Origin of the sequence: Amycolatopsis sp. NPDC001319, from assembly GCF_042896185.1 — a bacterium.
In the GTDB taxonomy this organism is placed as follows: domain Bacteria; phylum Actinomycetota; class Actinomycetes; order Mycobacteriales; family Pseudonocardiaceae; genus Amycolatopsis.
Genome location: NZ_JBIAWY010000014.1, coordinates 209367 through 230292 on the forward strand (window position 1 = coordinate 209367; position 20926 = coordinate 230292).

A 20926-nucleotide genomic window follows, 5' to 3' on the forward strand; every position below is an offset into this window, starting at 1 on the left:
GGCCGGCCGATGGGGTTTCCTGGCCGACGGCCTACGGCTTGCGGCCCGAAGCCGAGATCATCGGCGAGGTCGCGAGGTCCAGGCGGCCGGCCGTGACGTTGACCAGGTGCCGGTCGATGTCGGCGTCCGTCGCCAGGCCGGCGGCGACGAGGCCGCCGCGGATCTGGCGGACCGTCGCGGCTTCCAGGGCGGTGCAGGCCGGCGAGGTGATCGGGAAGTACGCGTCGGCGGTGACGTCGGTGAGCCCGGCTTCGCGGAGGGCGCGCGGGAGGGTGCGGCCGTAGGCGAGGTCGGCGCCGCGCGAGGCGAGAAGCTCGCGGAAGGCGCGGCGGAGGCGGTTGGCCAGTGCCTCGTCCGGGCCGCGTTCGTCCAGGCAGATCAGGGGCTGCAGGGTGGGGTCGGCGTCCTCCACCAGCAGGCGGCCGCCGGGGCGCAGGGCGGCGACCAGGGTGCGCAGGGCGCGTGCGCGGTCGGGCACGTGGACCAGGACCAGTCGGGCGTGCAGGAGTTCGAAGCCACCGGGCGGCGGCGCGTCGCGGCCGACGTCGTGGCGGCGGACCTCCACGACGTCACTCGCGGCGGTGGCGGCCCACGACGTGTCGAGGTCGGTGGCCAGCACGTGACCGCCGGGCCCCACGCGCTCGGCGAGCCACGTCACCACCGACGGGCCACCCGCACCGACCTCCCAGCACCGCCACGCCGGGGCGACGCCCAGATCGTCGAAGTGCCGGACCGTCGACGCGTCGAACAGCGCGCTGAGCGCGTCGAAGCGCGAGCCCGCTTCCGGCTGGGCGTTGTCGAGGAGGTAGCCCTCGTCCGGGGAGGTCATGGCGGTGATTGTGCAGCACCCGACAAGCCGTAGACCCGTTCCGCCGTGCCGCCGAACACAAAAGCGCGTTCGGCTGCCGTCAGGTGCGCGGTGAGGGCGTCGGCGGCCGAGAAGACCTGGCCGTAGGTGCCCGCGAGCAGGCACACCGGCCAGTCCGAGCCGTACATGAGCCGCGCCGGGCCGAACGAGGACAGCGCGACGTCGGCGTACGGGCGCAGGTCCGCGACCGTCCACTGTGGCCACGAGGCTTCCGTGACCAGACCCGAAAGTTTGGCCACGACATTCGGCTCACGAGCCAGCGACCGCAAGTGGGAAGCCCACGGCTCCACCGCCCCCGACGCGATCGGCGGCTTGCCCAGGTGGTCGAGCACGAACGTCAGCTCCGGCACCGCCCGCACGGTCTCGAGCGCCGCCGCGAACTGCTCCGGGCGCACCAGCAGGTCGAACGTCAGGCCCGCGGCGGCAACGGCCCGCAGCCCGGCGCGGACGTCCGGCCGGCAGAGCCACCGCGGGTCCGGTTCGGACTGCACTCCGTGGCGGAGGCCGACCAGCCGCGTGCCGCGGAACCGCGCGAGGTCGAGGTCCGGCGTCGTCAGGTCGGCCCACCCGACGACGCCGGCGACCAGCGGATCCGGCAGCGCCAGCAGCTGCTCCGTCTCCGCCGCCGAGCCGACGGCCTGCACGAGCACCGTTCGCGTGACCCGAGTGCCGAGCGTCGCCAGGCGCAGGTCGCGCACGGTGAACGGGCGGCGGATCGGCGCGAGCGCGGGCCGGTCCAGCCACGGCTGCGGATGCACCGCCGGGTGCCACAGGTGGTGGTGGGCGTCGAGGTGGTTCAGAGCTCCTCCACGCGGAACGCCGTCCGGTAGGTGCGCGACTCCCCCGGCTCCAGCCACGTCATGCTGCCGTCCTCCCGCGCGGACGACTCGCCGCCGACGTGGTGCGTCGACGGTTCCAGCCCCACCGCGTAGTTGCCGGCCCGCAGGTTGAGCCACTCGAAGAAGCACGGGAACTCGTCTTGGGACCAGTGCACGCTCACCGCGAGACCCAGCCGCTCGTTGACGATCGCCGCGGTTCCGCTCGTCAGCTCGTGTTCGTACACCTGCTCCACGAACCCCGGGATCGGCGGCGGGAGCACCCGGTGGTCGACCCCCTGCGACGCGACGCTGTCCGACTGCCACACCGTGCGCGCCACCGGCGCGACGAACCGCGCGCCCTCGTCGAGCAGCGGCCAGCCGAGGTTGATGTGGTAGAGGAACATGTGCGGCATCGGCTCGAACGCCGGGTTGTGCACCGTGTCGACCAGCCGGATCTCGTTGCCGCCCAGGTCGGCCTCGATCCGCCGGGTGAGCGTGAGGTTCTCGCCGAACACCGCCGCCTGCCGCACCTCGCCCTCGGCCCACAGCACGCAGCGGTCGCCCTCCCACGTCGAGCCGTAGCCGTGCAGCCGAGCGGGAATGTTGGCGACCCGGCCGTGCAACCCGTGCCGCACGGTCTCGCGCGGCGGGTAGCGGTAGCCCGCCGAATCCACCGAGCCGCCGAACAGCGTGTGGTCGAGACCGCCCGTGACCAGCAACCCGGTGAACGACCGCAGCCACGACAAGCCGTCCTCGTCGGCGTGCTCGTGCAGGCCGGGGTGGCGCACGCCGGTAGGCGAGTTCCAGCCGAACGCGCGCCCCGCGTGCTCGGCCGCACCGAGGTCCATCGCCCGGTCGACGAGTACCTCGAACGCCAGCCCGCTGCCCGTGCGGAACTCCAGCGCCCGCACACCGCGCTCGGCGCCGTCCGCGAGCGTCACCAGCCGCACGCCGCCCGCACCACCGCGCGCCGCGAGCTCGCGCCGGTCGTGCGTCTGTCCGTAAAGGTCGGTCATGTCATCACCCAGCCACCGTTGACCTCGATCGTCTGCCCGGTCACGAACGACGCGTCCGGGCCCGTCAGGAACGCCACCACCGCGGCCAGCTCCTCGGGCCGGCCCCGGCGGTTGAGCGCTTGCCGCTCCAGCACGAACGCCCGGTACGCCTCCGGGTCTTCGTGGATCTCCTCCGCCGCCGTGGGAAAGGCCCCCGGCGACACGCAGTTCACGCGGATCTCGTGCGGCCCCAGCTCCCGTGCGAGGGCCTTCGTCAACGCGGCCGCGGCACCCTTCGTCGCCACGTACGCGGCGAGGTCGGACCAGCCGCCGTGCATCGTGATCGACGCGATGTTCACGATCGCGCCGCCGCCCGCGGTCACCATGCCGGGCACCACGGCCTGCGCGGCGACCCAGTACGCCCGCTGGTTCACGGCGTGGACCTCGTCGTACTCGGCGAGCTCCACCTCGACGAACGGCCGGCTCGGGTACACGGCCGCGTTGTTGACCAGCACCCCGACGGGCCCGAGCTCGACGGCGGTCCGTTCGACGGCGGCCGTCAGCGCGTCGGCGTCGCGCAGGTCGACGACAAGGGGCAGCACCTTCGAACCGGCCAGGCGTGCGGTCTCGGCGAGGGCGTCGGCGTCTCGATCGAGCGCGGCGACGGCGTCGCCCCGGGAAGCGAGCCGCAGTACGGTGGCGCGGCCGAGCGCACCGCCGGCGCCGGTGACGAGTGCGGTGGTCATGCGTCCCTCCATTCGCGGTAGCGGGCGGTGAGCCGGCCGTGAACCCGGGGGTCGCGCGCCGCGAGTCCGTCGCGCAGAATCCGTGCCGCCTCGGTCTGGAACCGGATGTAGCCCGGCTCCCGGGGCCGGACCCACGCCCGCTCGAGTGTCGTGGCGGTGTCGGCGTGGAAGCCGGGCGAAGTCCATGCGCGACGGTCGGCCGCCTGCCCGCCGAACGCCGGGAACACCTCCGTCTGGACGTCGGCCGCGATCATCCGCCGCGCGACCGCCCGCGCCTCGTCCTCGGGCGCTTTGCGCGACACGGCGAGCCCGGTACCGCCGAGCACGCTGCCGATCCCTGCCGGGCCGGCCGGCGCGTCCTCGAAGGACAGCAGCGGATAACCGGTGTAGCCGTACACCAGCGGGCAGTACCGCACCGGGCCGTCGGTCATCGCCGCCAGCACGCCGATCGGATTCCGTGCCCACACGGCCGGATCGGCCCACGCCACCAGCTCGGCCATGACCTCCACGGCCCGGCCTGCCGCGTCGGTGAACGGCTCGATCCCGAACGCGACGCACAGCGCGAAGTACATCAGCAACGCGTGCGGCCCACCGAGGCACGGAGCCACACCGCCTTCGCGAGCGACCGAAAGCACGTCGTCCCAGGTCTTCGGCTGATCGGCGAACGTCGCCACCGACACCTGTGCGGCGGCGTCGATCGGCAGCGCCCAGGTCCGTCCGTCGAGCACGTAGGAGTCGTAGCTCGCCCCGATCGTCCCCGCCCGCCAGGCGCCCAGTTCCGCCGCGTCCAGCAGCTCCTCCATCGGCACCAGGTGGTCGAGGGCCGCGCCGAGCCCCGGGTGGTCGACCACGAGCAGGTCGTACTCCGCCGCCAGTTCCGCGATCGGCGTGGACTCGAAGCCCTCCAACGGCTGGCGGTCCCACTCGACACCACCTTCGCGACGGGCCAGCTCGTCCAGCGGCCCGTATCCGCGCGGGTGGTCCCACGTCAGCCCTTTCACGGCACCAGCACCACCTTGTCGTCCGCCAGCGCGGCGATCCGCTCCGGCGCGTAGCCCAGCTCACGCAGGATCTCGCCGCTGTGCTCGCCCGTCACCGGCGCGCCCCGGCGTACCGACGGCGGTGTCGCGCTGAACCCGTACGGGAAGCCCGGCGTGGTCACCGGTCCCTCGGTGGCGTGCTCGTAGCGCACGAACGAGCCGTTGTGGACGACCTGCGGATCCTGGAGCAGATCGGCATAGGAGTACACCGGCCCGGCCCAGATCCCCGCCTCGTGCAGCCGCGCGAGCCAGTCGTCCGTCGAGCGCTCCGGCAGCCGCTCCCGCACCAGTGCGGTGATCTCGTCGCGCTTCGCGTGCCCGTCCACGTCGGTGTCCATCGTGGACAGTTCCGGCAGGTCGAGCGCCACGGCCAGCGCGCCCAAGGGCGGCATGGCCAGCGCGAGGTGCCCGTCCGCGGTCTCGAAGACCCCGTACGGAGCCCGGATGTAGGTGTGCCCGTGCGCCTCGCTCCCCCGCCGCTGTGGCACGCCGCCGACGGTGAACACCGACAGCTCCTGCATCTGCACCGCGATCGCCGCGTCCAGCATGTTCACCGTCACCAGCTGGCCTTCCCCGGTCCGCTCGCGGTGCAGCAGCGCGGCCAGCGCACCCTCGAACGCGCTGTAGGCCGTGATCGCGTCGATCGCGTACGTCCCCGCGGGCAGCGGTGGATCGGCGGCGCGCCCCACGCTGTACATCGCGCCGCTCATGGCCTGCAGCAACAGGTCCTGCCCCGGCCGTTGCGCGTACGGCCCGGTCTCGCCGTAACCCGAGATCGACACGTACACGACACCCGGGTTGATCTCGCGCACCGTCTCGTAGTCCAGCCCCAGCCGTTGCGCCACGCCCGGCCGGTAGTTCTGCAGCACCACGTCCGCGGTCGCGATCAGGTCGTGCGCGGCCTGGCGACCGGCCGGCGCCTTGAGGTCCACGGCGAGGCTGCGCTTGTTGCGGTTGAGCGACAGGAACGACGGGTTGACCGCCACCCCGGTCGCGCCGCCCGCCGGCGCGTGGCGCTGCCACTCGCCGCCCGGCGGCTCGACCTTCACCACGTCCGCGCCGAGGTCGCCCAGCCGCATCGAGGCCAGCGGCCCGGCCATCGCGATCGACACGTCGACCACGCGGTACCCGTCGAGCACTCCCATCGTCACTCCCCTGTGAACCGCGGTTCGCGGCGCTGCGCGAAGGCCGCTCGGCCCTCCACCGCGTCCGCTGTGGACAGACATACCGTCTGGAGGTCCCGCTCGTAGGCGATGGCCTGATCCAGCGGCATCGAGTACGCCGCGCGCAGGTTGGCTTTGGCCGTCTGCGCGGCGATCGGGGCCCGCGCGGCGATCCGCTCGGCGAGCGCAACCGCGTTCGGCAGCAGCTCGGCGGGTTCGGTCACCTCACTGACGAGGCCCCACGTCAGCGCCTGGGCCGCGGAGACCGGGTCACCCGTGAGCAGCATCGTCGCCGCGTTGCCCGGCCCGACGCTGTGCGCGAGCAGGGCCGACTGGCCGCTGCCGCCGATCCAGCCGAGCTTGATCTCGGGTGCGGCGAAGGTCGCGGTCGCGGCGGCGAGCCGGATGTCACACGCCAACGCCAGCTCCAGCCCACCGCCGAAGGCGAAGCCGTTGACGGCGGCGATCACCGGCGTGCGCAGGGCGCGGATCGTGTCCCCGTAGTCGGCGCGGTTGCGGAACGCCCACGGCGTGGCGTAGCGGTCCAGCTCGCCGATGTCGCTGCCCGCGCAGAACGCCCTGTCGCCCGCGCCCGTCAGCACGATCGCCCGCACGTCCGGGTCCGCGTCCAGCGCGGCGGCGTGGACGCGCAGGGCCGCCGCCATGTCCGGCGTGATCGCATTGCGCTTCGCCGGGCGGTTCAGCGTCAGCACCGCGACCCGGCCCGTGACCGTGCAGTCCACTTCGGACACACTTGCGCCGGACCCGTGGCCGTGTCTAGGTTCCCCCTCGGCCCCGGAACGGGCCGCAGAATCCCCACGAGGATCGAGGTCAGCCGTGCTCATCGTTCGTTTCCTTTCCCCGGGCGGAACCCACCCGGCCGTCGGCGTCCGCACCGCGGACACCGTCTTCGAGCTGCCGGTGACGTCCATCGGCGAGCTGCTCGCCCTGCCGCTGCACGAGCTGCAGGACCTGTGCGCCGGCGCGGACGGCCCGTCGCACGACGTGGCCGGCCTCCGGCTCCTGCCTCCCGTCGACCGGCGGACCGAGGTCTGGGCGGCGGGCGTCACCTACCAGCGCTCGCGCGAGGCGCGGATCACCGAAAGCGAGCGCTCCGCCGACGTCTACGACCTCGTGTACGAGGCCCCGCGGCCCGAGCTGTTCTTCAAGTCCGCCGCCTGGCGCGTGACCGGCGACGGCGAGTCCGTGGCGATCCGCACCGACTCCGGCATCGACGTGCCGGAGCCGGAGCTCGGGCTCGTCGTCAACTCCCGCGCCGAGGTCGTCGGGTACACGGTCGTCAACGACATGAGCTCGCGCAGCATCGAAGGCATCAACCCGCTCTACCTGCCCCAGGCCAAGATCTACCTGGGCGGCTGCGCCGTCGGCCCCGGCATCCGGCCCGCCTGGGAGGTGGCCGACGCGACGAACCTCCCGATCGAGCTGGAGATCCACCGCGCCGGCGCCCTCGTGTGGTCGGGCGCCACCAGCACCTCGTTGCTGCACCGCGGTTTCGACGAGCTGGTGGAGTACCTCTTCCGCGCCGACGTGTTCCCCGACGGCGTGGTGCTCGCCACCGGCACCGCGCTGGTGCCGGACCTGCCGTTCACTCTCGCCGCCGGCGACCGGGTCGCGATCACCGTCGGCGAGGTCGGCACTCTCACGAGCACCGTGGTGTCCGGAAAGGATGAGGTGGCGAAGCTGCTCGAAGCCCGGTGAAGTCCCGTGGGGCCGGGATCGCCCGGCCCCCACCGGGGTCACTTCGTGGGCGACACCGTGGCCGACGGCCGCGGGTACGGGAACGCCGCGGTCACGCCGATCTTGTCGTACTGCATGCGCGAGGCGTCGAACCCGGCCGCCCAGTTGGCGTTGGTCACCGTGTTGCACTGGTAGCTCTGGTACTTGTCGTCGGTGACCTTGCCGACCTCGATGTCGTTGAAGGTGAACCCGCAGCCGCCCGCGTCCATGTGCACGCCGCGGGTGCCGCTGTCCGGCATCGACGCGTCCGGGAGGACGTCGCCGATCACCACCTGGGACACCGAGTTGTCGAAGGTGTAGGGCTCGACGTTGTCGACGCCGTAGGTGTAGAAGGCGCCCATGTCACCGCTGTCCAGCCCGGCTTCCTGCAGGTTCAGGTACTTGAACGTGTTGTTCTGCGCGTAGTCGTCGCCCGGCTGGACCTCCGGCCGCGCCTCGAGGCTCACCGCGTACCGCGCGCTGTGGTCGATCACGCTGTAGCTGACCTCGTTGGAGCCGGTGTCCATCAGCTCGACGCCGGCCGCGTCGCCGGGGACCAGCTCGCCGAAGTGGTGGATGTAGTTGTCGGTGAACAGGTGGTGGTTGGAGATGTCGCCCTCGCCGGGATAGCCGCCTTCCACCTTGATGCCGTCGGCGCCGATGTGGTCGATGAGGCTGTCGGTCACCGAGAAGTGGTCGTTGGCGAAGAGCGCGTACACGGCCGTGAACCCGGTCTCGGAGATGTGTGCGTTCTTCAGCGTGACGTGCGACGTGTTGGTCACGCGCACCGCGCCGAAGCGGTCGCGCGGCATCTCGACCTGGCGGTCGTACTGCGGGTACTGGTGGATGTCACCCGAGTCGCCGTCGTTGATCCAGCCGTTGCGGTACCAGTCGACGTAGTCGGAGTACTGCACGCCGAGCCCGTCGAAGGTGAGGTCGTGCGCGCGGTGCTCGGGTGAGCTGCCGGCCACGTTCACCACGGTCTGCACCGTCGGGCGGATCACCGAGCTGTCGGTGGGCTTCTCGCCGTTCTTCGGCCAGTAGTAGACCTCGCCGTTCTTGTAGTCCACGTAGAACTCGCCGGGCTGGTCGAGGAAGTCGAGCGAGTTCTGCAGGAAGTACCGCGAGCCGCCGCCGCTGTTGTGCAGGGCGTAGCGCGTGTTGTACTTCATCGTCAGCTGGTTCTTGGTGAAGTTGACGTCGAGGATCGGCACGGTGTCGGTGAACCAGCTCCAGCTGCCGCCCGACCAGATCGTCAGCGAGGCCTGCGAGAGGTCCCAGCTCGGGTCCCAGTCACCGGGGTTGGACCAGAGCCAGTTGTGCACGGCCTCCTTCGAGATGTCCGGCAGCGCCGAGGTGAGGTAGGGCGCCCACGTGTCCGGCGTCGCCCGGTTCGGGTAGCGGGCCACGGTGGCGCGCTCGCCGTTCTCGAACATTGTGTAGAACGGCTTCGTCTTGTCGAAGGGCGCCTTGTAGATGTTGCCCTGGTACGGCTGCCAGCCGGTGATCGGCGCGCCGCCGAGCAGGCGGGCCTTGCCGGGCCCGTCGGCGCTGCGGTACACGACCTGGTGCCCGTTGGCCCCGGAGTCGCCCTCGTCGAACGAGATCGTCCGGGTCACCGGGTAGTCGCCGGCGGCGAGGTTGACGTGGATGTCGCAGCGCATCTGTTTTTCCGAGTTCCAGCCGTGGCTGCTGATCTCGTCACGCGCGTGCTGCACCGTCTTCCACGGGTGCTTGGCCGAGCCGTCCGCCTTGTCGTTGCCCTGCGTCGAGACGTAGAGCTCCTTCGGCGTGCACGAACCGTGTCCCTGGACGTCTGCGGAGGCGGACTGGACGGAGACGAACCCCGCCAGCAGCACCACCCCCACCGAGACTCTCATCAGTTTCTTGCGCGTTCCACCGAACATGCGATCTCCTTCGCGGGGGTGTGCTGCGGATCTCTGCGGTGCATCTACTGGTGGCGGCGGTCCCGCCAGGCCTCGAACTCGGCGCGCGAGTCCGGGGTCAGCGGGTAGTAGTCGGAGAGGCGGGCGCCTTCCTCCAGCCGGGACCGGCTGAAGCGCTCCCACTCCTCGTGGTCGCGGGCCGCCTCCATCACGTGCGGGGCCTTGAGCCTGGGCACGACCACTGCGCCGTCGTCGTCGGCGACGACGAGGTCACCGGGCAGCACGAGCACGCCGCCGCACGCGACGGGCACGTGGTAGGCCCACGGGAAAAGCTCGGCCTGCGACGCGTAGTGCGGGGTCGTGCCGGTGCACCAGATCGGCACCCCGAGCTGCTCGACGCGCGGCGAGTCCCGGATCCGGCCGTCGACGACGATCCCGGCCCCGCCCTTGCGCTTGAAGTAGCGCACGAGCATGTCGCCGAAGCAGCCGGTGAACGCGCTGCCGTAGGCCTGCACCACGAGGACGTCGCCGGGCTGGATCTCCTCCAGCACGGCCCACAGCGCGGTGCTGCGTTCCACGTACTCCTGCGCGACGCCGGAAGCGACGTCCTCGCGCTGCGGCATGAACTGCAGCGTCACGGCCCGGCCGACCACCTTCTGCCCGGTCGTGAGCGGCCGCGGCCCCTCCACGAACGTGCGGCGGATGCCCTGCCGGTGCAGCTGGGCGCACGCGGTGGCGGAGCTGACGGCCTCGAGCCCGCGCACCAGCGCGGGATCGGCCGGGCCCGGGTCCGCGCCGCGGACCGGGAGCTCCCACACCGGTGCCGGCGCTGTGTCGCCGTTGCGTTCCACTGGTCGGCTCCTCACTCGTCGAAACTGTGGTGCGCGGCCGGGTAGGCGCGCGGGGTCAGGAACAGGTCCAGCCGGATGCCGTGCCCCGGCGGCAGCACGACCTCCAGACGGGATCCGCCGACGTCGGCCGTCCGCGTCGAGGCCGGCGAATCCGGTGCGGTGTAAGCGCGCGGGTCACCCGGGTAACCCTGCGGCGCGGCGGTGTAGGCGACCCGGTCGATGCGGTGCTCGCCGAACCCACCCGCCTGCACGACCACCCGGCGCTCGTCCGACAGTCCGATGTGGACCAGCTCGACGCGCACGTGCTCGTCGGTCGCGAAGTCCACCAGCGCCGCGATGTCCGGCGGGAGGCCCGGCCGCTGCCGGCCGGCGTCGAAGTACGCGAGCCGGCTCGGCAGCAGGCCGCCGTTGTAGAGCACCTGCGGCGTACCGGTGACCAGTTGCAGCAATGCTTCGGTGAGCACCGGGTTGTGGCGCTGCCAGTGGTGCACGTGGACCGTCGCCGGGTCGGCCGTGTCGGCCTCGATCAGCGCGAGGCGCCGCGCCACCTGGCCGAGCGCGGTCCGCAGCATCGCGTCCGGGTAGCCCGGGTTGGCGCCGCGCAGGAACTCCAGCCACGGCGCTTCGTGGCCGGCCTCCTCTTTGTTGCGGAACTCGCGCACCTCGGCCCAGTCGTAGCCGCTCGCCTTGCGCAGGCGGTCGAGCCGGTCGCGGTCGGCCGGCTGCCCCGCGGCGTGCCAGAGCCACGCGGACAGCCCGAGCTGGGGCGGCTGGAAGTCGAACCAGCCCTGGTCACTGTGGCGGTTGGGCACGAGCAGGGTCTCGGCGTCGACGTCGAGCTCGGCCTCCCAGCGGTCGCGGATGCTCGCGTCGGAACCCGCGACCGTGCCGCGGATCCCGTGTGCCTCGACGGTGTCGAGCGGGCCGCGGGCGAGGTCGAGCCGGTCGGCGGCCCCCGTGACCAGCACCGTGTGCACGGCGGCGATGACCGCGGCCGCGCCGACGCTGTAGATGCCGTGGGGCCACGCCCAGCCGTAGTTGCCGCCGTACCACCGGCCGCCGTGCAGCTCCCCGACCTCGCCGTGCGGGCCGACGTTGTCCGGCAGCACGCCGTCGTTGGCCGCGGCTCGCTCGCGCCACGCGTCGACGTACTCCAGGACCCAGTCGCGGTAGCGGTCCTCGTGGCCGTAGAGCCACGCGTTGGCGGCCAGACCCGTCGCCGCGAGGTTCACCGCCGTGTCGCCGCGGCCGATGCGCTCGTCCATCGCGGTGCCCATCGCGCGGGCCTTGGCGGGGTCGGCGAGATCGGCCCACTCGCGCACGCCCGGCACGTAGGGCAGCGGCAAGCCGAACGGGCGCATCGACTTCAGGTCCGCGTGGTAGGACTGCCACTCGTCGCTGATGCCGAAGCGCGGGCCGCCGGCGCCGTTGTGCGGCGCCCGGATCGTGCGCGTGGCCGGGTCGTAGTTGCCCGCCGGCGAACCCGGCAGGTACAGGTCGGCGAAGCGATAGGCGCGTTCGCGGAACGCCGCGTCCTGCGGGTCCGCCGCGCAGATCCCGTAGAACAGCAGCAGCGATTCGCCCTGGTGGAACCAGTCGTAGCCGCGTTCGAACTCGCCGACGAGGTACCCGGCCTCGGTCAGCTGCCGCGTGACGCCCGTCCAGTGGTGCTTGGCGGCGGCCAGCAGGTCGTCGGCGCCGCCGAGCTGGTAGAGCACGGGCCAGTTGAAGAACGCCTCGTAGAAGTCATCGGCGCCGTCACGGCTTTCGCCGGTGCCGCGGAAGATCAGCCGGCCGTCGGGTTCGCAGTAGCGGGCGGCGAACGTCCGCCACGCCGTGTCGAGCACGTCGAACAGGCGGCGTTCGAGCACGGCCCAGCTCGGTGGCGCGCCGAGCGGAACGGTCGCCGCCACCGTGGGGGTGGTGGTCATGACTGCCTTTCTGAGCGGGCTGTTCAGCCCTTGGTCGAACCGGCGGTGAGGCCCGAGATGATGTGGCGCTGCATGATCACGAAGAACACGAGCAGCGGGGCGATGGCCAGCAGCAGCGTCGGGAACACCACGGTGTAGTCGGTCTGGTACTGCCCGACCGCGGCGTAGATCCCGGTGGTCACGGTATAGAGCCCGCTGCTCGGGCCGAGGATGGTCTGCGGGTTCACGAAGTCGTTCCACACCGAGAACGTGTTGAGGATGACCATGGTGGCCACGGCGGGGCGCATCAGCGGGAAGATGATCCGCCAGAACGTGCGGATCCGCCCGCACCCGTCGAGCGCCGCGGCCTGGTCGAGGTCGCGCGGCACGGTGCGGATGAACCCGGCGTAGAGGAAGATCGAGAACGGCAGCGTCAGCGTGGTCTCGAACAGCACGTAACCCGGGATCGTCCCCATGAGACCGAGCGTCTTGAGCACGTAGACCACCGGGATCACCAGCACCTGGCTGGGGATGAACGTGCCGGCCAGGAAGAACACCATCAGCACGCGGAACAGGCGTTTGGTGCTGCGGGCGATCACGTACGCGGCCGGGCCGGCGAGCAGCACGGAGAACACGTTCACCAGCACCACGAACAGCACGGTGATCGCGTACCCCTTGACGATCGAGAACCGCGGGTTCTGCAACGCCGCGCCGAGGTGCTCCAGCGTGAGCCCGCCGGACAGGCCGAACGGGTCGGCCAGGATGTCCTGCTGGTCCTTGAACGCGTTGACCAGCAACAGGTACAGCGGTACCAGCATCACGACGGCGACGACGAGCAGGACCAGTCCGCGCAGGACCAGCCGGGCCGGATTCCCGCCGGTTCGCCGGCGCGGGGTCGGCGGGGTCGCGGGTGGTGGCGTGGCCGGTTTCGCCGGAGCGGCTCGGGTGGCGGTGGTCATGCGTGCGCTCCCTGGTCGGCGCGGCGGCGCAGCCGGGTGACGGCGAGGGCGAGCCCGGCGGTGACGATCATCAGCACCACCGACTGCGCGGAGCCGAAGCCGAGGCGGCCGTCGTGGAAGGAGTTCCACAGGATGAGGTAGGCCAGCGTCTGCGTCTGGCCCGCCGGGCCGCCCGAGGTGAGCGACACGACCAGGTCGTAGGTCTTGAGCAGCGTGATGAGGCTCAGCACCAGGTTCACGGTCACCACCGGCGCGATGGCCGGCAGCGTCACGTGGCGGAAGGTCTGCCACTTCGTCGCGCCGTCGATCCGTGCCGCTTCCAGGAGGTTCTGCGGCACGGTCTGCAGACCGGCGACGTAGAGCACGGTGGAGACACCGAACTGGGCCCACACGAGCACGGCGATGAGCGTGGCCGTCGCCCAGTCCGGATCGGACAGGAACGGCAGCAGCTTCGCGCCGTGCCCGGTCAGGAAGCTGTTGACCGCGCCGTTGGTGCCGAGGATCGCACTCCAGAGGAACCCGACGACGAGCGCGGAGAGCACGTGCGGGTAGAACAGGATCGTCCGCAGGATCGAGCTCACCCGCGTCGTGCGGCTGACCAGCGTCCCGAAGCCGAGGCCCAGCACGTTCATGCCGACCGTGCCGACCACCGCCGCGAGCAGGGTGACGAACGCGGCCCTGCGGAACTCGGGATCGCTGAGCACCTCGCCGTAGTTGCTGCCGCCGACGAACGCCGGGGCCGCGCTGTAGCCGTCCCAGTCGGTGAGGCTCAAGTAGATCGCGAGCCCCACCGGGACGATCAGCATCACGGTGTAGAGCACGGTCGCGGGCAGCACCATCACCGCGGTGGCGACGCCACCGTCCCGGCGCCTTCCCGGCGGCCTCATTTCGCGTGCGCCGACACCCAGCGGTCGACGGCGTCGGCGACCGTCTCCGGGGAGTGTCCGATGTAGAGGCCCTGGACCTCGGTGTTCCACGCGGAGTTGAACCCGCGCGGCAAGGTCGAGTCGCCGTAGCCCTCACCCTGGGCGACCTTGGCCGGTGCGGCGTCGAGGATCTTCTGCACCTGCTGCTCCAGCGGCGTGAACTCGCGCTGCACGCCGGTGCGGAAGTTGCCGTCCTGCTTGAGCTGCGCCACCACGGCCTGCTGGTCGGTGACGAGCCAGCGCACCAGCTTCGTCGCGAGGTCGCGGTGCTGGGTCGACTTCATGATCAGGTACGGCGCGGCCATCGTGGCACCCTGCGCGCCGGGGCTCTGCTGGCCGCCGGACACGGGAGCGGCGAAGACGCCGACCTCGAAGTCCTTCTTGGCCTTGGCCTCCGATGCGGTGAACCAGCTGCCCATCACGAACATACCCGCTTTGCCTTGCAGGAAGGCCGTTTCCGCGTCGGGGTACTTCAGGCCCAGCGCGTTCTTGTCGACGTAACCCTGGTCGAGCCACGACTGGTACAGCTTCAGGTACGGCAGCATCGCCTTGCCGACGGTGGTCTTGCCGGCGCGCACGTCGGCGTAGAAGCCGGGGTTCGCCGCGGCCAGCGCCGGGTCCGTGAGCTGCAGCAGCTGCAGGCCGGTGGCGAAGTCGCCGGAGGTCTGCAGCGGCAGGTAGCCCGCGGTCTTGAGCTTGCCGAGGTCCTGCGTCATCTCGTCCAGTGTGGACGGTGACGTGGTGATGCCGGCCTTGGTGAACGCGGTCTTGTTGTAGAACACCAGGGACTGCGCCTGCTCGCCGACACCGACGTTGTAGATCTTGCCGCCGAGCGAGGCCTCCTGGGCGAGCGGGGTGTTCTTCACCCAGTCTTCGCCGGTCAGGTCCACCAGCTGGGGCGCGAGCGTGGGATCGGCCATCAGGGTCTCGACGACGTCGGGCGGGTCGCCCGCGGCGAGCTGCTGCTGCAGGGTGTCGGAGACACCCTTGCCGGACGGAGCTTCGATCACGACGTCGACGCCCGGATTCGCCTTCTCGAACGGCGCGACCAGGCGGTCCCAGAAGTCCTGGGTGAGGTTCGGGGTGACGTTGACGAGCATCCGGATCGAGCCGGTGCCGCCGCCCGCGGCGCCGGAGTCCGCGAACCCGCCGCCGCAACCGGCGAGCGTGAGCGAGAGCAGGGCGCCGAGAACGGCGATGCCCCCGCGGGTACGAGCTGGACGCATCGCTCCTCCTCGTTGAGAAACCGCGTGAATGGGTGGGGTGCGGGTTTTGGTTCAGCTAACGACTGCTGAGTGATTTGTACTTCGCGGTAAATCAGCCTGTCAACGCGCAGAATCAGCCAGAAGTCCGATGGATGAGTCAGAAGTGTGTATCCTCATGTCCCATGACGGAGGACGCCACGGTGCGGCTGACCGACGCGGAGAGATCGACACTGCTGGGGTGGGCGAGCCAGGACGCGGGCCCGCTCGGGCTGCGCAGCCGGATCGTGCTGAGCTGCGCCGACGGTCTCGACGTGCCCGAGGTCGCGCGGCGCCTGGGCGTGAGCGAGGCGACGGCGGCGAAGTGGCGTGACCGGTTCCTGCGCCGCGGTCCCGACGGGCTCGCAGACGCACCCCGGCCGGGCCGGCCCCGCAGCCCGGACCGCGCGGAAGCCGAGCGGCTCGTGCTGTCCGCGATCGCCGAGGCCCGCCGCGGCGGCGAGGTGCCGACCACGCGGTCACTGGCCCGCACGGTCGGCCTCTCACAGTCCACGGTGTCGCGCATCTGGCGCGAGCACCGCAGCCCGGAACCCGCGCCGACGCGACTGTCCACTCCGGACCGCGGTGGCCAGGGCCTGCTGTCCGACCAGGTCCACCAGGTGCTGCGCCAGCAGATCATCGACGGCGAGCTGCGGCCCGGCGCACGGCTCGTCGAGTCGGCCATCGCGCGCCAGCTCGGCACCAGCCAGGCCCCGGCGCGCGAGGCCATCAAGCGGCTCGTGCACGAGGGCCTGGTCAGCTCGCTGCCCCACCGCGGCAACTACGTCGCCGAGATCTCCGCCGAACAGGCCCGCGAGGTGCGCGCCGTGCGCGTGGTGCTGGAGGAGTTCGCCGCCCGCGAGGCGACGACGCGCGTGCAGCCGCGGACCCTGCGCCTGCTCGAGGAGTCCGTGGACCGCATGCGCACCGCCGCGACCGCCGGCGACATCGGCGCCTTCCGCGAAGCCGACATCACCTTCCACCGCGACGTCTGCGCCGCCAGCGGCAACTCCTTCCTGGCCCGCCTGTGGCGCACGATGGAGCCCAACCTGTGGGGCCTGCACGTGGTCGGCAACCCCCTCTACGACGGCGACTGGTCCGCCATGGCCGAACGCCACGCCGACCTCGTCGCCGCACTGGCCGCCGGCGACCCGGACGAGGCCGCCCGCCTGTTCGGCGCCCACGCCCGCGGCCGGGCGAGCCTGAGCTGAGCGGGCATCGGGTTCACGCCGGGGTGACCGTGTAGGTGGCGCCCCGCCGGGTGGGCATCGAGAGTTCGCCGGCGCGCAGCGTGAAGTGCGGCGTCGGGCCGCCGGTGGCGTGAACGCGGGCGCCGCCGGACAGCGACGTGGCGCGCAGCCTCAGGTCGCCGCCCACATCGGACATGACCTCGACCTTCGTGACCCGGCCGGTCGTCCACCACGCGTTGACCGTGAACGCGCCCCGAGCCCGCAGGCCGTGGAAGGAGCCGGCGGCCCAGCCGGTGGGCAGAGCGGGCAGCACCTCGACGAAGCCGGCGTGACTTTGCAGCAGCATCTCGGCCACGCCGGACGCCACGCCGAAGTTGCCGTCGATCTGGAACGGCCAGTCGTTGAGGAAGTTGGGGAACGTGTTGCGCCACAGGAGGTGGTCGAGCTGTTCGCGGGCCTGGTCGCCGTTGTGGAGGCGGGCGAAGGCGTTGATCTTCTGCGCGCGGTTCCAGCCGATGTCGTTCTGCGCCGTGTGCGCGGTGCGGGCCTCGACGGCGACGCGGGCGGCCTCGTAGTACTCCGGGGTGCCCTCGGCCGTGATCTGGTGGCCGGGGAACAGCGGGTAGCTGAAGGACATGTGCCGGTGGCCGCTGTCCGCCTCGTCCAGGTCCGTCTTCCATTCCTGCAGCTGGCCCCACGAGCCGATCCGCAGGCCTGCGTCCAGCTTCGCGAGGGTCTTCTCCAGCATCGGCCGGTAGGCGTGGTCGCCGACGATCTTCGCAGCGGCGAGCGTGTTCGTGAACAGGTCCCACACGATCGTCTGCGAGTACGTGGCACCGGCGGTGAACGGGCCGAGCTCGGGCGAGAAGCTCGGGCTGACCACGAGCGTCCCGTCGGCGTCGGTGACGAGGTAGCCGAGCCAGAACTGCGTGTGCTCCTTGAGGATCGGGTACGCGCGGCGCCGCAGGAAGTCCTCGTCCATCGTGAACAGGTAGTGCTCCCACAGCTGGCGGATCAGCCACGCGGTCGACTCGGGCGCCCAGGTGGCGGCGTTCGTGGACACGCCGGTGTAGCCGAAGACGTTGACGTGGCTCATCGCGGCGAACCCCTGCGGCACCCCGCACAGGTCACGTGCGGTGACCCGGCCCGGCGCGCGCAGGCCGTCGATGAAGTCCACCAAGGGCGGCACGGTCTCAGCCAGGTTGGTGACGTCGGAGGGCCAGTAGTTCATCTCCAGGTTGATGTTCGTGGTGTAGTCCGACTGCCAGTCGGGGCTGGTCGAGTCGTTCCACACGCCCTGCAGGTTCGCCGGGCGCGACCCCTCGCGCGACGAGCCGATCAGCAGGTACCGGCCGATCTGGAAGTGCAGCATCTCCAGCTGGGGGTCGGCGCTGATCTGCCCCTGGTTGCGGGCCTGCTTGAAGGCCTGCAACGCCTCGTCGGTCGGCACCGCTGCCGGCTGCTGCCCGAGGTCGATGCGCACGCGCCCGAACAGCGCGCGGTGGTCGGCCAGGTGCCGCTCGCGCAAACCCCGGTGGCCCCGGTGCACGGCGGCGTCCACTGTGGACGTCACGGCCCGGTGCGGGTCGACACCGCGGTAGTGCGGGTACACGGGTGCGTAGTCCGTGCCGGGCGCGAGCACGAGTGTCGCCGCGTCCGCGCCGGTCACCGTCACGTGGCCGGCGGCGTCGGTGGTCACGCGCCCGCCCTCGGCGAGGACCTGGACCTGCGCCTCGAACACCATGCCGTTGTCGGTCAGCGCGCCGCGCATCGTGATGCGGCCGTCCTGCGCCGAATACGTGACGGCGCGGTTGTCGGCCGTCGCGAACCGCGCGGTGAACGACACCTGCCCACCCCGGCTCGCGGACAGGCGCGTGACGAGCACGTGGTCCGGGAAGCTCGCGAACAGCTCGCGGGTGTGCGTGACACCGTCGGCGGTCGTGAACCCGACGGTCGCGAGCCCCGTCGCCAAGTCCAGCTGCCGCCGGTAGCCGGTCACGGCGCCGGCCGGAGTCGCGCGGTCCAGGAACAGATCCCCGAAGGTCTGGTACGCGCCGTAGCCCCACTTCGTCTGCCCGAGCGCCGCGGTCGCCGGGCCGGTGTCGGCGCTGCCGGTGGCCGCGATGCTCGCGCGCACGTCGGCGAGCGCGGTCGGGCGCGGCTCGTACCAGTTGCCGAAGTTGTACTCGTGGCCCTCGTCGTGGGAGCCGGGGCCGCCGTTCCACAGCGTGTCGTGGTTGAACTGGATCTGTTCGCTGTCGACGGTGCCGTAGATCATCGCGCCGGCCGCGCCGTTGCCGACGGGGAACGCCTGTTCCTGCCAGAGCGTGGCGGGTTCGTCGAACCACAGCACGGAATCCGGGGCGGGCCGGGTTGCCCCGGCGGCTGTGACGCGGCCGAGCGCCGCGGTGGTCAGGGCGAGCGCGCCGCTCGCCATCGCCGCGCCGAGCAGGCTCCGGCGGGAGAAGCCGGGTGAGGACATGAGGGGACTCCTTCGTCCGGTGGGGAGGGGAACGGGATCGGCTCACGGGCCGCAAAGAACATATGTATGTGTAGGCGAGCCGCGCGCGGGTGTCCAGACCACATCGGAAAAGAGCTGGTATACCGTCGGCCGGTCAGCGCATTCTCGTCTGGACCTCTTGCAGACATCACATGTCTGGGGCTACCGTCGCCCGCGTGTCACTCACCGACGAGGCGATCGCCCGCATCCGCGAGCTGATCCAGTCCGGGAAGCTGCCACCGGGGTCGAAGCTGCCGCCGGAACAGCAGCTCGCCACCGAGCTGGGCATCTCCCGCTCCCCCATGCGCGAAGCCGTGAAGGCGCTCGCCGTCGCCCGCGTGCTCGACGTGCGCCGCGGCGACGGCACATACGTCACGAGCCTTGCCCCCACCGTCCTGCTCGAAGGACTCGGGCTGGCCGTGGAACTCATGCACGGCAACACTTTGCTCGAGCTGACCGAGGTGCGCCGGCTCTTCGAACCGATCGCCACCGGGCTCGCCGCCACCCGGGCGACGGAAGAGGACCTCGCGCGGATCCACGGTCACCTCGAGGCGATGCGCGCCGCGGCCGGCGACGTCGAGCTGCTCAACCAGCACGACGCCGCCTTCCACAGGGCCGTGGCCGCCGCGACCGGCAACGAAGCGCTGGCGACGTTGCTTGACGGCATCTCCGGCGGCACCCTGCGCGCGCGGGTGTGGCGCGGGATGGTCGAGGCCGGCTCGGCCGAGGGCACGTTGTCCGAGCACGAAACGATCTACGAAGCACTCACCGAACGCGACGCGACGCTCGCGCAAGCCGCCGCCCTCGTGCACATCAGCACCACCGAACGCTGGCTGCGCCGCGTGCACGGCGCCCGTTCCGGGGAGGCGGAGTGACACCCACGACCGCGGCCGGCAAAACCGTCGGCCTGGGCACGTCGGCGATCGGCGGCCTGTACGAAGACCTCGGTGACGCCGCCGCGCGGGCCACGCTCGAAGCGGCGTGGGCCGCCGGCACGCGCTACTTCGACACCGCCCCGCACTACGGCGCCGGAGTCGCGGAACGGCGGCTCGGCGCGTTCCTGCGCGACAAACCGCGCGCCGAGTTCACCGTGTCGTCCAAGGTCGGCCGGCTGCTGCGTTCCGGGGAAGACGGGCTCGTGCGGGTGCGCGACTACTCGGCCGACGGCGTTTACACCTCGCTGGCGGAGAGTCTCGACCGCACCGGTCTGGACCGGTTCGACACCCTGTTCATCCACGACCCCGACGACTTCTGGGAAACCGCGGTCGGCGCGGCGTACCCGGCCCTCGCGCGGTTGCGCGACGAAGGCGCGGTACGGCGGATCGGCGTCGGCATGAACGAGCCGAGGATGCCGGCCCGGTTCGTCGCCGAGACGGACCTCGACTGCGTGCTCATCGCCGGCCGCTACACCCTCCTCGACCGGTCCGCGGCCGACGAGCTGCTGCCGTTGTGCGAAACCCGCGGGGTGGACGTGATCGCGGGCGGAGTCTTCAACAGCGGCGTGCTGGCCGACCCCGGCCCGGATGCGCGCTTCGACTACCTGCCGGTGCCGCCGGACGTGCGCGCCGCGGTCGAGGCGCTCGCCGCCGCGTGCGCCCGGCACGGGGTCGCCCTGCCCGCGGCCGCGTTGCAGTTTCCCTTGCGGCACAAGGCCGTGACGGCGCTGGTCATCGGCGCCCGCACACCGGCGGAGGTCGAGCAGAACGCCGCCCACCTCACCACCGCGATCCCGGACGCGCTGTGGTCGGAAATCGACGCGCTCACCGTCATCCGGTGATCGTGTCCCCCTGTTGACAAGGCTGTGACCGTCGTGCACACCTGATTCCCGGACCGCCTGGCCCACCACCCGGACGCGTGCGGGATCGCGCCCGCGCTGCCAGAGTGGATCATGACCGGACGAGAGGGGCTGAACGGCATGAGCGACCACCGAGGCGCGGTGAACCGCTGGTGGCGCAGCAAACCGAGCGCTTCGCGGGCGCGACGCCCCCGGCGGCCCGCCCCGTTCGTCGTCGGCCTGCGCCGCACGTCCCCGGCGTGGTCGACCCGCCTCGACGAGGTGCTCGAGTTCAACGCGAACCGCTGAGCCCTCGGGGAGT

Annotated in this window: 19 protein-coding genes; 5 read left to right on the plus strand and 14 right to left on the minus strand. The window is 71.6% G+C overall.

Features of this window, described 5'->3' with window-relative positions; translation table 11 throughout:
• Window positions 1-31: 31 nt before the first annotated feature.
• Genes ACFY1H_RS40405 through ACFY1H_RS40435 form a run of 7 tightly spaced genes read right to left on the minus strand, consistent with a single transcriptional unit; the run spans window position 32 to window position 6373 of the window.
• Window positions 32-829 carry a methyltransferase domain-containing protein gene (locus tag ACFY1H_RS40405; protein WP_366578458.1) on the minus strand — a complete coding sequence of 266 codons (798 nt, stop codon included), beginning with the start codon at window positions 827-829 and terminating at the stop codon, window positions 32-34.
• Complete coding sequence (locus tag ACFY1H_RS40410; protein ID WP_386955513.1) at window positions 826-1668, minus strand: amidohydrolase family protein; 843 nt, start codon at window positions 1666-1668, stop codon at window positions 826-828. Before ACFY1H_RS40410 ends, ACFY1H_RS40405 begins: the two co-directional genes overlap by 4 nt.
• Complete coding sequence (locus ACFY1H_RS40415; RefSeq protein ID WP_386955467.1) at window positions 1665-2702, minus strand: aldose 1-epimerase family protein; 1038 nt, start codon at window positions 2700-2702, stop codon at window positions 1665-1667. The genes ACFY1H_RS40410 and ACFY1H_RS40415 overlap by 4 nt, the downstream gene beginning before the upstream one ends.
• Complete coding sequence (locus ACFY1H_RS40420; protein ID WP_386955469.1) at window positions 2699-3427, minus strand: SDR family NAD(P)-dependent oxidoreductase; 729 nt, start codon at window positions 3425-3427, stop codon at window positions 2699-2701. The genes ACFY1H_RS40415 and ACFY1H_RS40420 overlap by 4 nt, the downstream gene beginning before the upstream one ends.
• A complete protein-coding gene (locus ACFY1H_RS40425; protein WP_386955471.1) occupies window positions 3424-4428 on the minus strand; it encodes a hypothetical protein in 1005 nt (334 codons plus the stop codon). The genes ACFY1H_RS40420 and ACFY1H_RS40425 overlap by 4 nt, the downstream gene beginning before the upstream one ends.
• Window positions 4425-5612: a CaiB/BaiF CoA transferase family protein gene (locus ACFY1H_RS40430; RefSeq protein WP_386955473.1), complete on the minus strand. Its 1188-nt coding sequence runs from the start codon at window positions 5610-5612 to the stop codon at window positions 4425-4427. The genes ACFY1H_RS40425 and ACFY1H_RS40430 overlap by 4 nt, the downstream gene beginning before the upstream one ends.
• 2 nt (window positions 5613-5614) lie before the next feature.
• The gene (locus tag ACFY1H_RS40435; RefSeq protein WP_386955475.1) at window positions 5615-6373 is read right to left on the minus strand and encodes an enoyl-CoA hydratase/isomerase family protein; all 759 of its coding nucleotides are present in this window, start codon (window positions 6371-6373) and stop codon (window positions 5615-5617) included.
• A 94-nt stretch (window positions 6374-6467) separates the two neighbouring features.
• Here ACFY1H_RS40435 and ACFY1H_RS40440 point away from each other — a divergent pair, with 94 nt between their 5' ends.
• The gene (locus tag ACFY1H_RS40440; protein ID WP_386955477.1) at window positions 6468-7349 is read left to right on the plus strand and encodes a fumarylacetoacetate hydrolase family protein; all 882 of its coding nucleotides are present in this window, start codon (window positions 6468-6470) and stop codon (window positions 7347-7349) included.
• Between the two features lie 38 nt (window positions 7350-7387).
• On the opposite strand, the gene ACFY1H_RS40445 is transcribed toward ACFY1H_RS40440, so the two are convergent.
• Genes ACFY1H_RS40445 through ACFY1H_RS40470 form a run of 6 tightly spaced genes read right to left on the minus strand, consistent with a single transcriptional unit; the run spans window position 7388 to window position 15125 of the window.
• Window positions 7388-9274, minus strand: a complete 1887-nt coding sequence (locus tag ACFY1H_RS40445) for a right-handed parallel beta-helix repeat-containing protein (protein WP_386955478.1) — start codon at window positions 9272-9274, stop codon at window positions 7388-7390.
• A 44-nt stretch (window positions 9275-9318) separates the two neighbouring features.
• Window positions 9319-10104 carry a ribonuclease activity regulator RraA gene (locus tag ACFY1H_RS40450; protein WP_366578442.1) on the minus strand — a complete coding sequence of 262 codons (786 nt, stop codon included), beginning with the start codon at window positions 10102-10104 and terminating at the stop codon, window positions 9319-9321.
• An 11-nt stretch (window positions 10105-10115) separates the two neighbouring features.
• Window positions 10116-12035 (minus strand): hypothetical protein, encoded by a 1920-nt coding sequence (locus ACFY1H_RS40455; protein WP_386955480.1) that lies wholly within the window; start codon window positions 12033-12035, stop codon window positions 10116-10118.
• A gap of 23 nt (window positions 12036-12058) precedes the next feature.
• Window positions 12059-12973, minus strand: coding sequence for a carbohydrate ABC transporter permease (locus tag ACFY1H_RS40460; RefSeq protein ID WP_386955482.1), 915 nt, complete (start codon window positions 12971-12973; stop codon window positions 12059-12061).
• The gene (locus ACFY1H_RS40465; RefSeq protein ID WP_386955484.1) at window positions 12970-13860 is read right to left on the minus strand and encodes a carbohydrate ABC transporter permease; all 891 of its coding nucleotides are present in this window, start codon (window positions 13858-13860) and stop codon (window positions 12970-12972) included. Before ACFY1H_RS40465 ends, ACFY1H_RS40460 begins: the two co-directional genes overlap by 4 nt.
• Window positions 13857-15125, minus strand: a complete 1269-nt coding sequence (locus ACFY1H_RS40470; RefSeq protein WP_366578435.1) for an extracellular solute-binding protein — start codon at window positions 15123-15125, stop codon at window positions 13857-13859. Before ACFY1H_RS40470 ends, ACFY1H_RS40465 begins: the two co-directional genes overlap by 4 nt.
• 161 nt (window positions 15126-15286) lie before the next feature.
• On the opposite strand from ACFY1H_RS40470, the gene ACFY1H_RS40475 reads away from it, so the two are divergent.
• Entirely contained in the window at window positions 15287-16351 is a 1065-nt protein-coding gene (locus ACFY1H_RS40475; RefSeq protein ID WP_366578433.1) for an FCD domain-containing protein, read from the plus strand.
• 13 nt (window positions 16352-16364) lie between these two features.
• Here the strand turns inward: ACFY1H_RS40475 and ACFY1H_RS40480 are convergent, their stop codons facing one another.
• On the minus strand, window positions 16365-18812 hold the full coding sequence (locus ACFY1H_RS40480; protein ID WP_366578431.1) for a glycoside hydrolase family 95 protein: 2448 nt from the start codon (window positions 18810-18812) through the stop codon (window positions 16365-16367).
• Window positions 18813-19006: 194 nt separating this feature from the next.
• Between ACFY1H_RS40480 and ACFY1H_RS40485 the strand changes: the two genes are divergently transcribed.
• From ACFY1H_RS40485 to ACFY1H_RS40495, 3 genes are all read left to right on the plus strand, one after another.
• Entirely contained in the window at window positions 19007-19705 is a 699-nt protein-coding gene (locus ACFY1H_RS40485) for a FadR/GntR family transcriptional regulator (protein WP_366578429.1), read from the plus strand.
• Window positions 19702-20607 (plus strand): aldo/keto reductase, encoded by a 906-nt coding sequence (locus ACFY1H_RS40490; RefSeq protein WP_366578427.1) that lies wholly within the window; start codon window positions 19702-19704, stop codon window positions 20605-20607. Before ACFY1H_RS40485 ends, ACFY1H_RS40490 begins: the two co-directional genes overlap by 4 nt.
• Before the next feature lie 111 nt (window positions 20608-20718).
• Window positions 20719-20913 carry a hypothetical protein gene (locus ACFY1H_RS40495; protein ID WP_366578426.1) on the plus strand — a complete coding sequence of 65 codons (195 nt, stop codon included), beginning with the start codon at window positions 20719-20721 and terminating at the stop codon, window positions 20911-20913.
• Window positions 20914-20926: the final 13 nt, after the last annotated feature.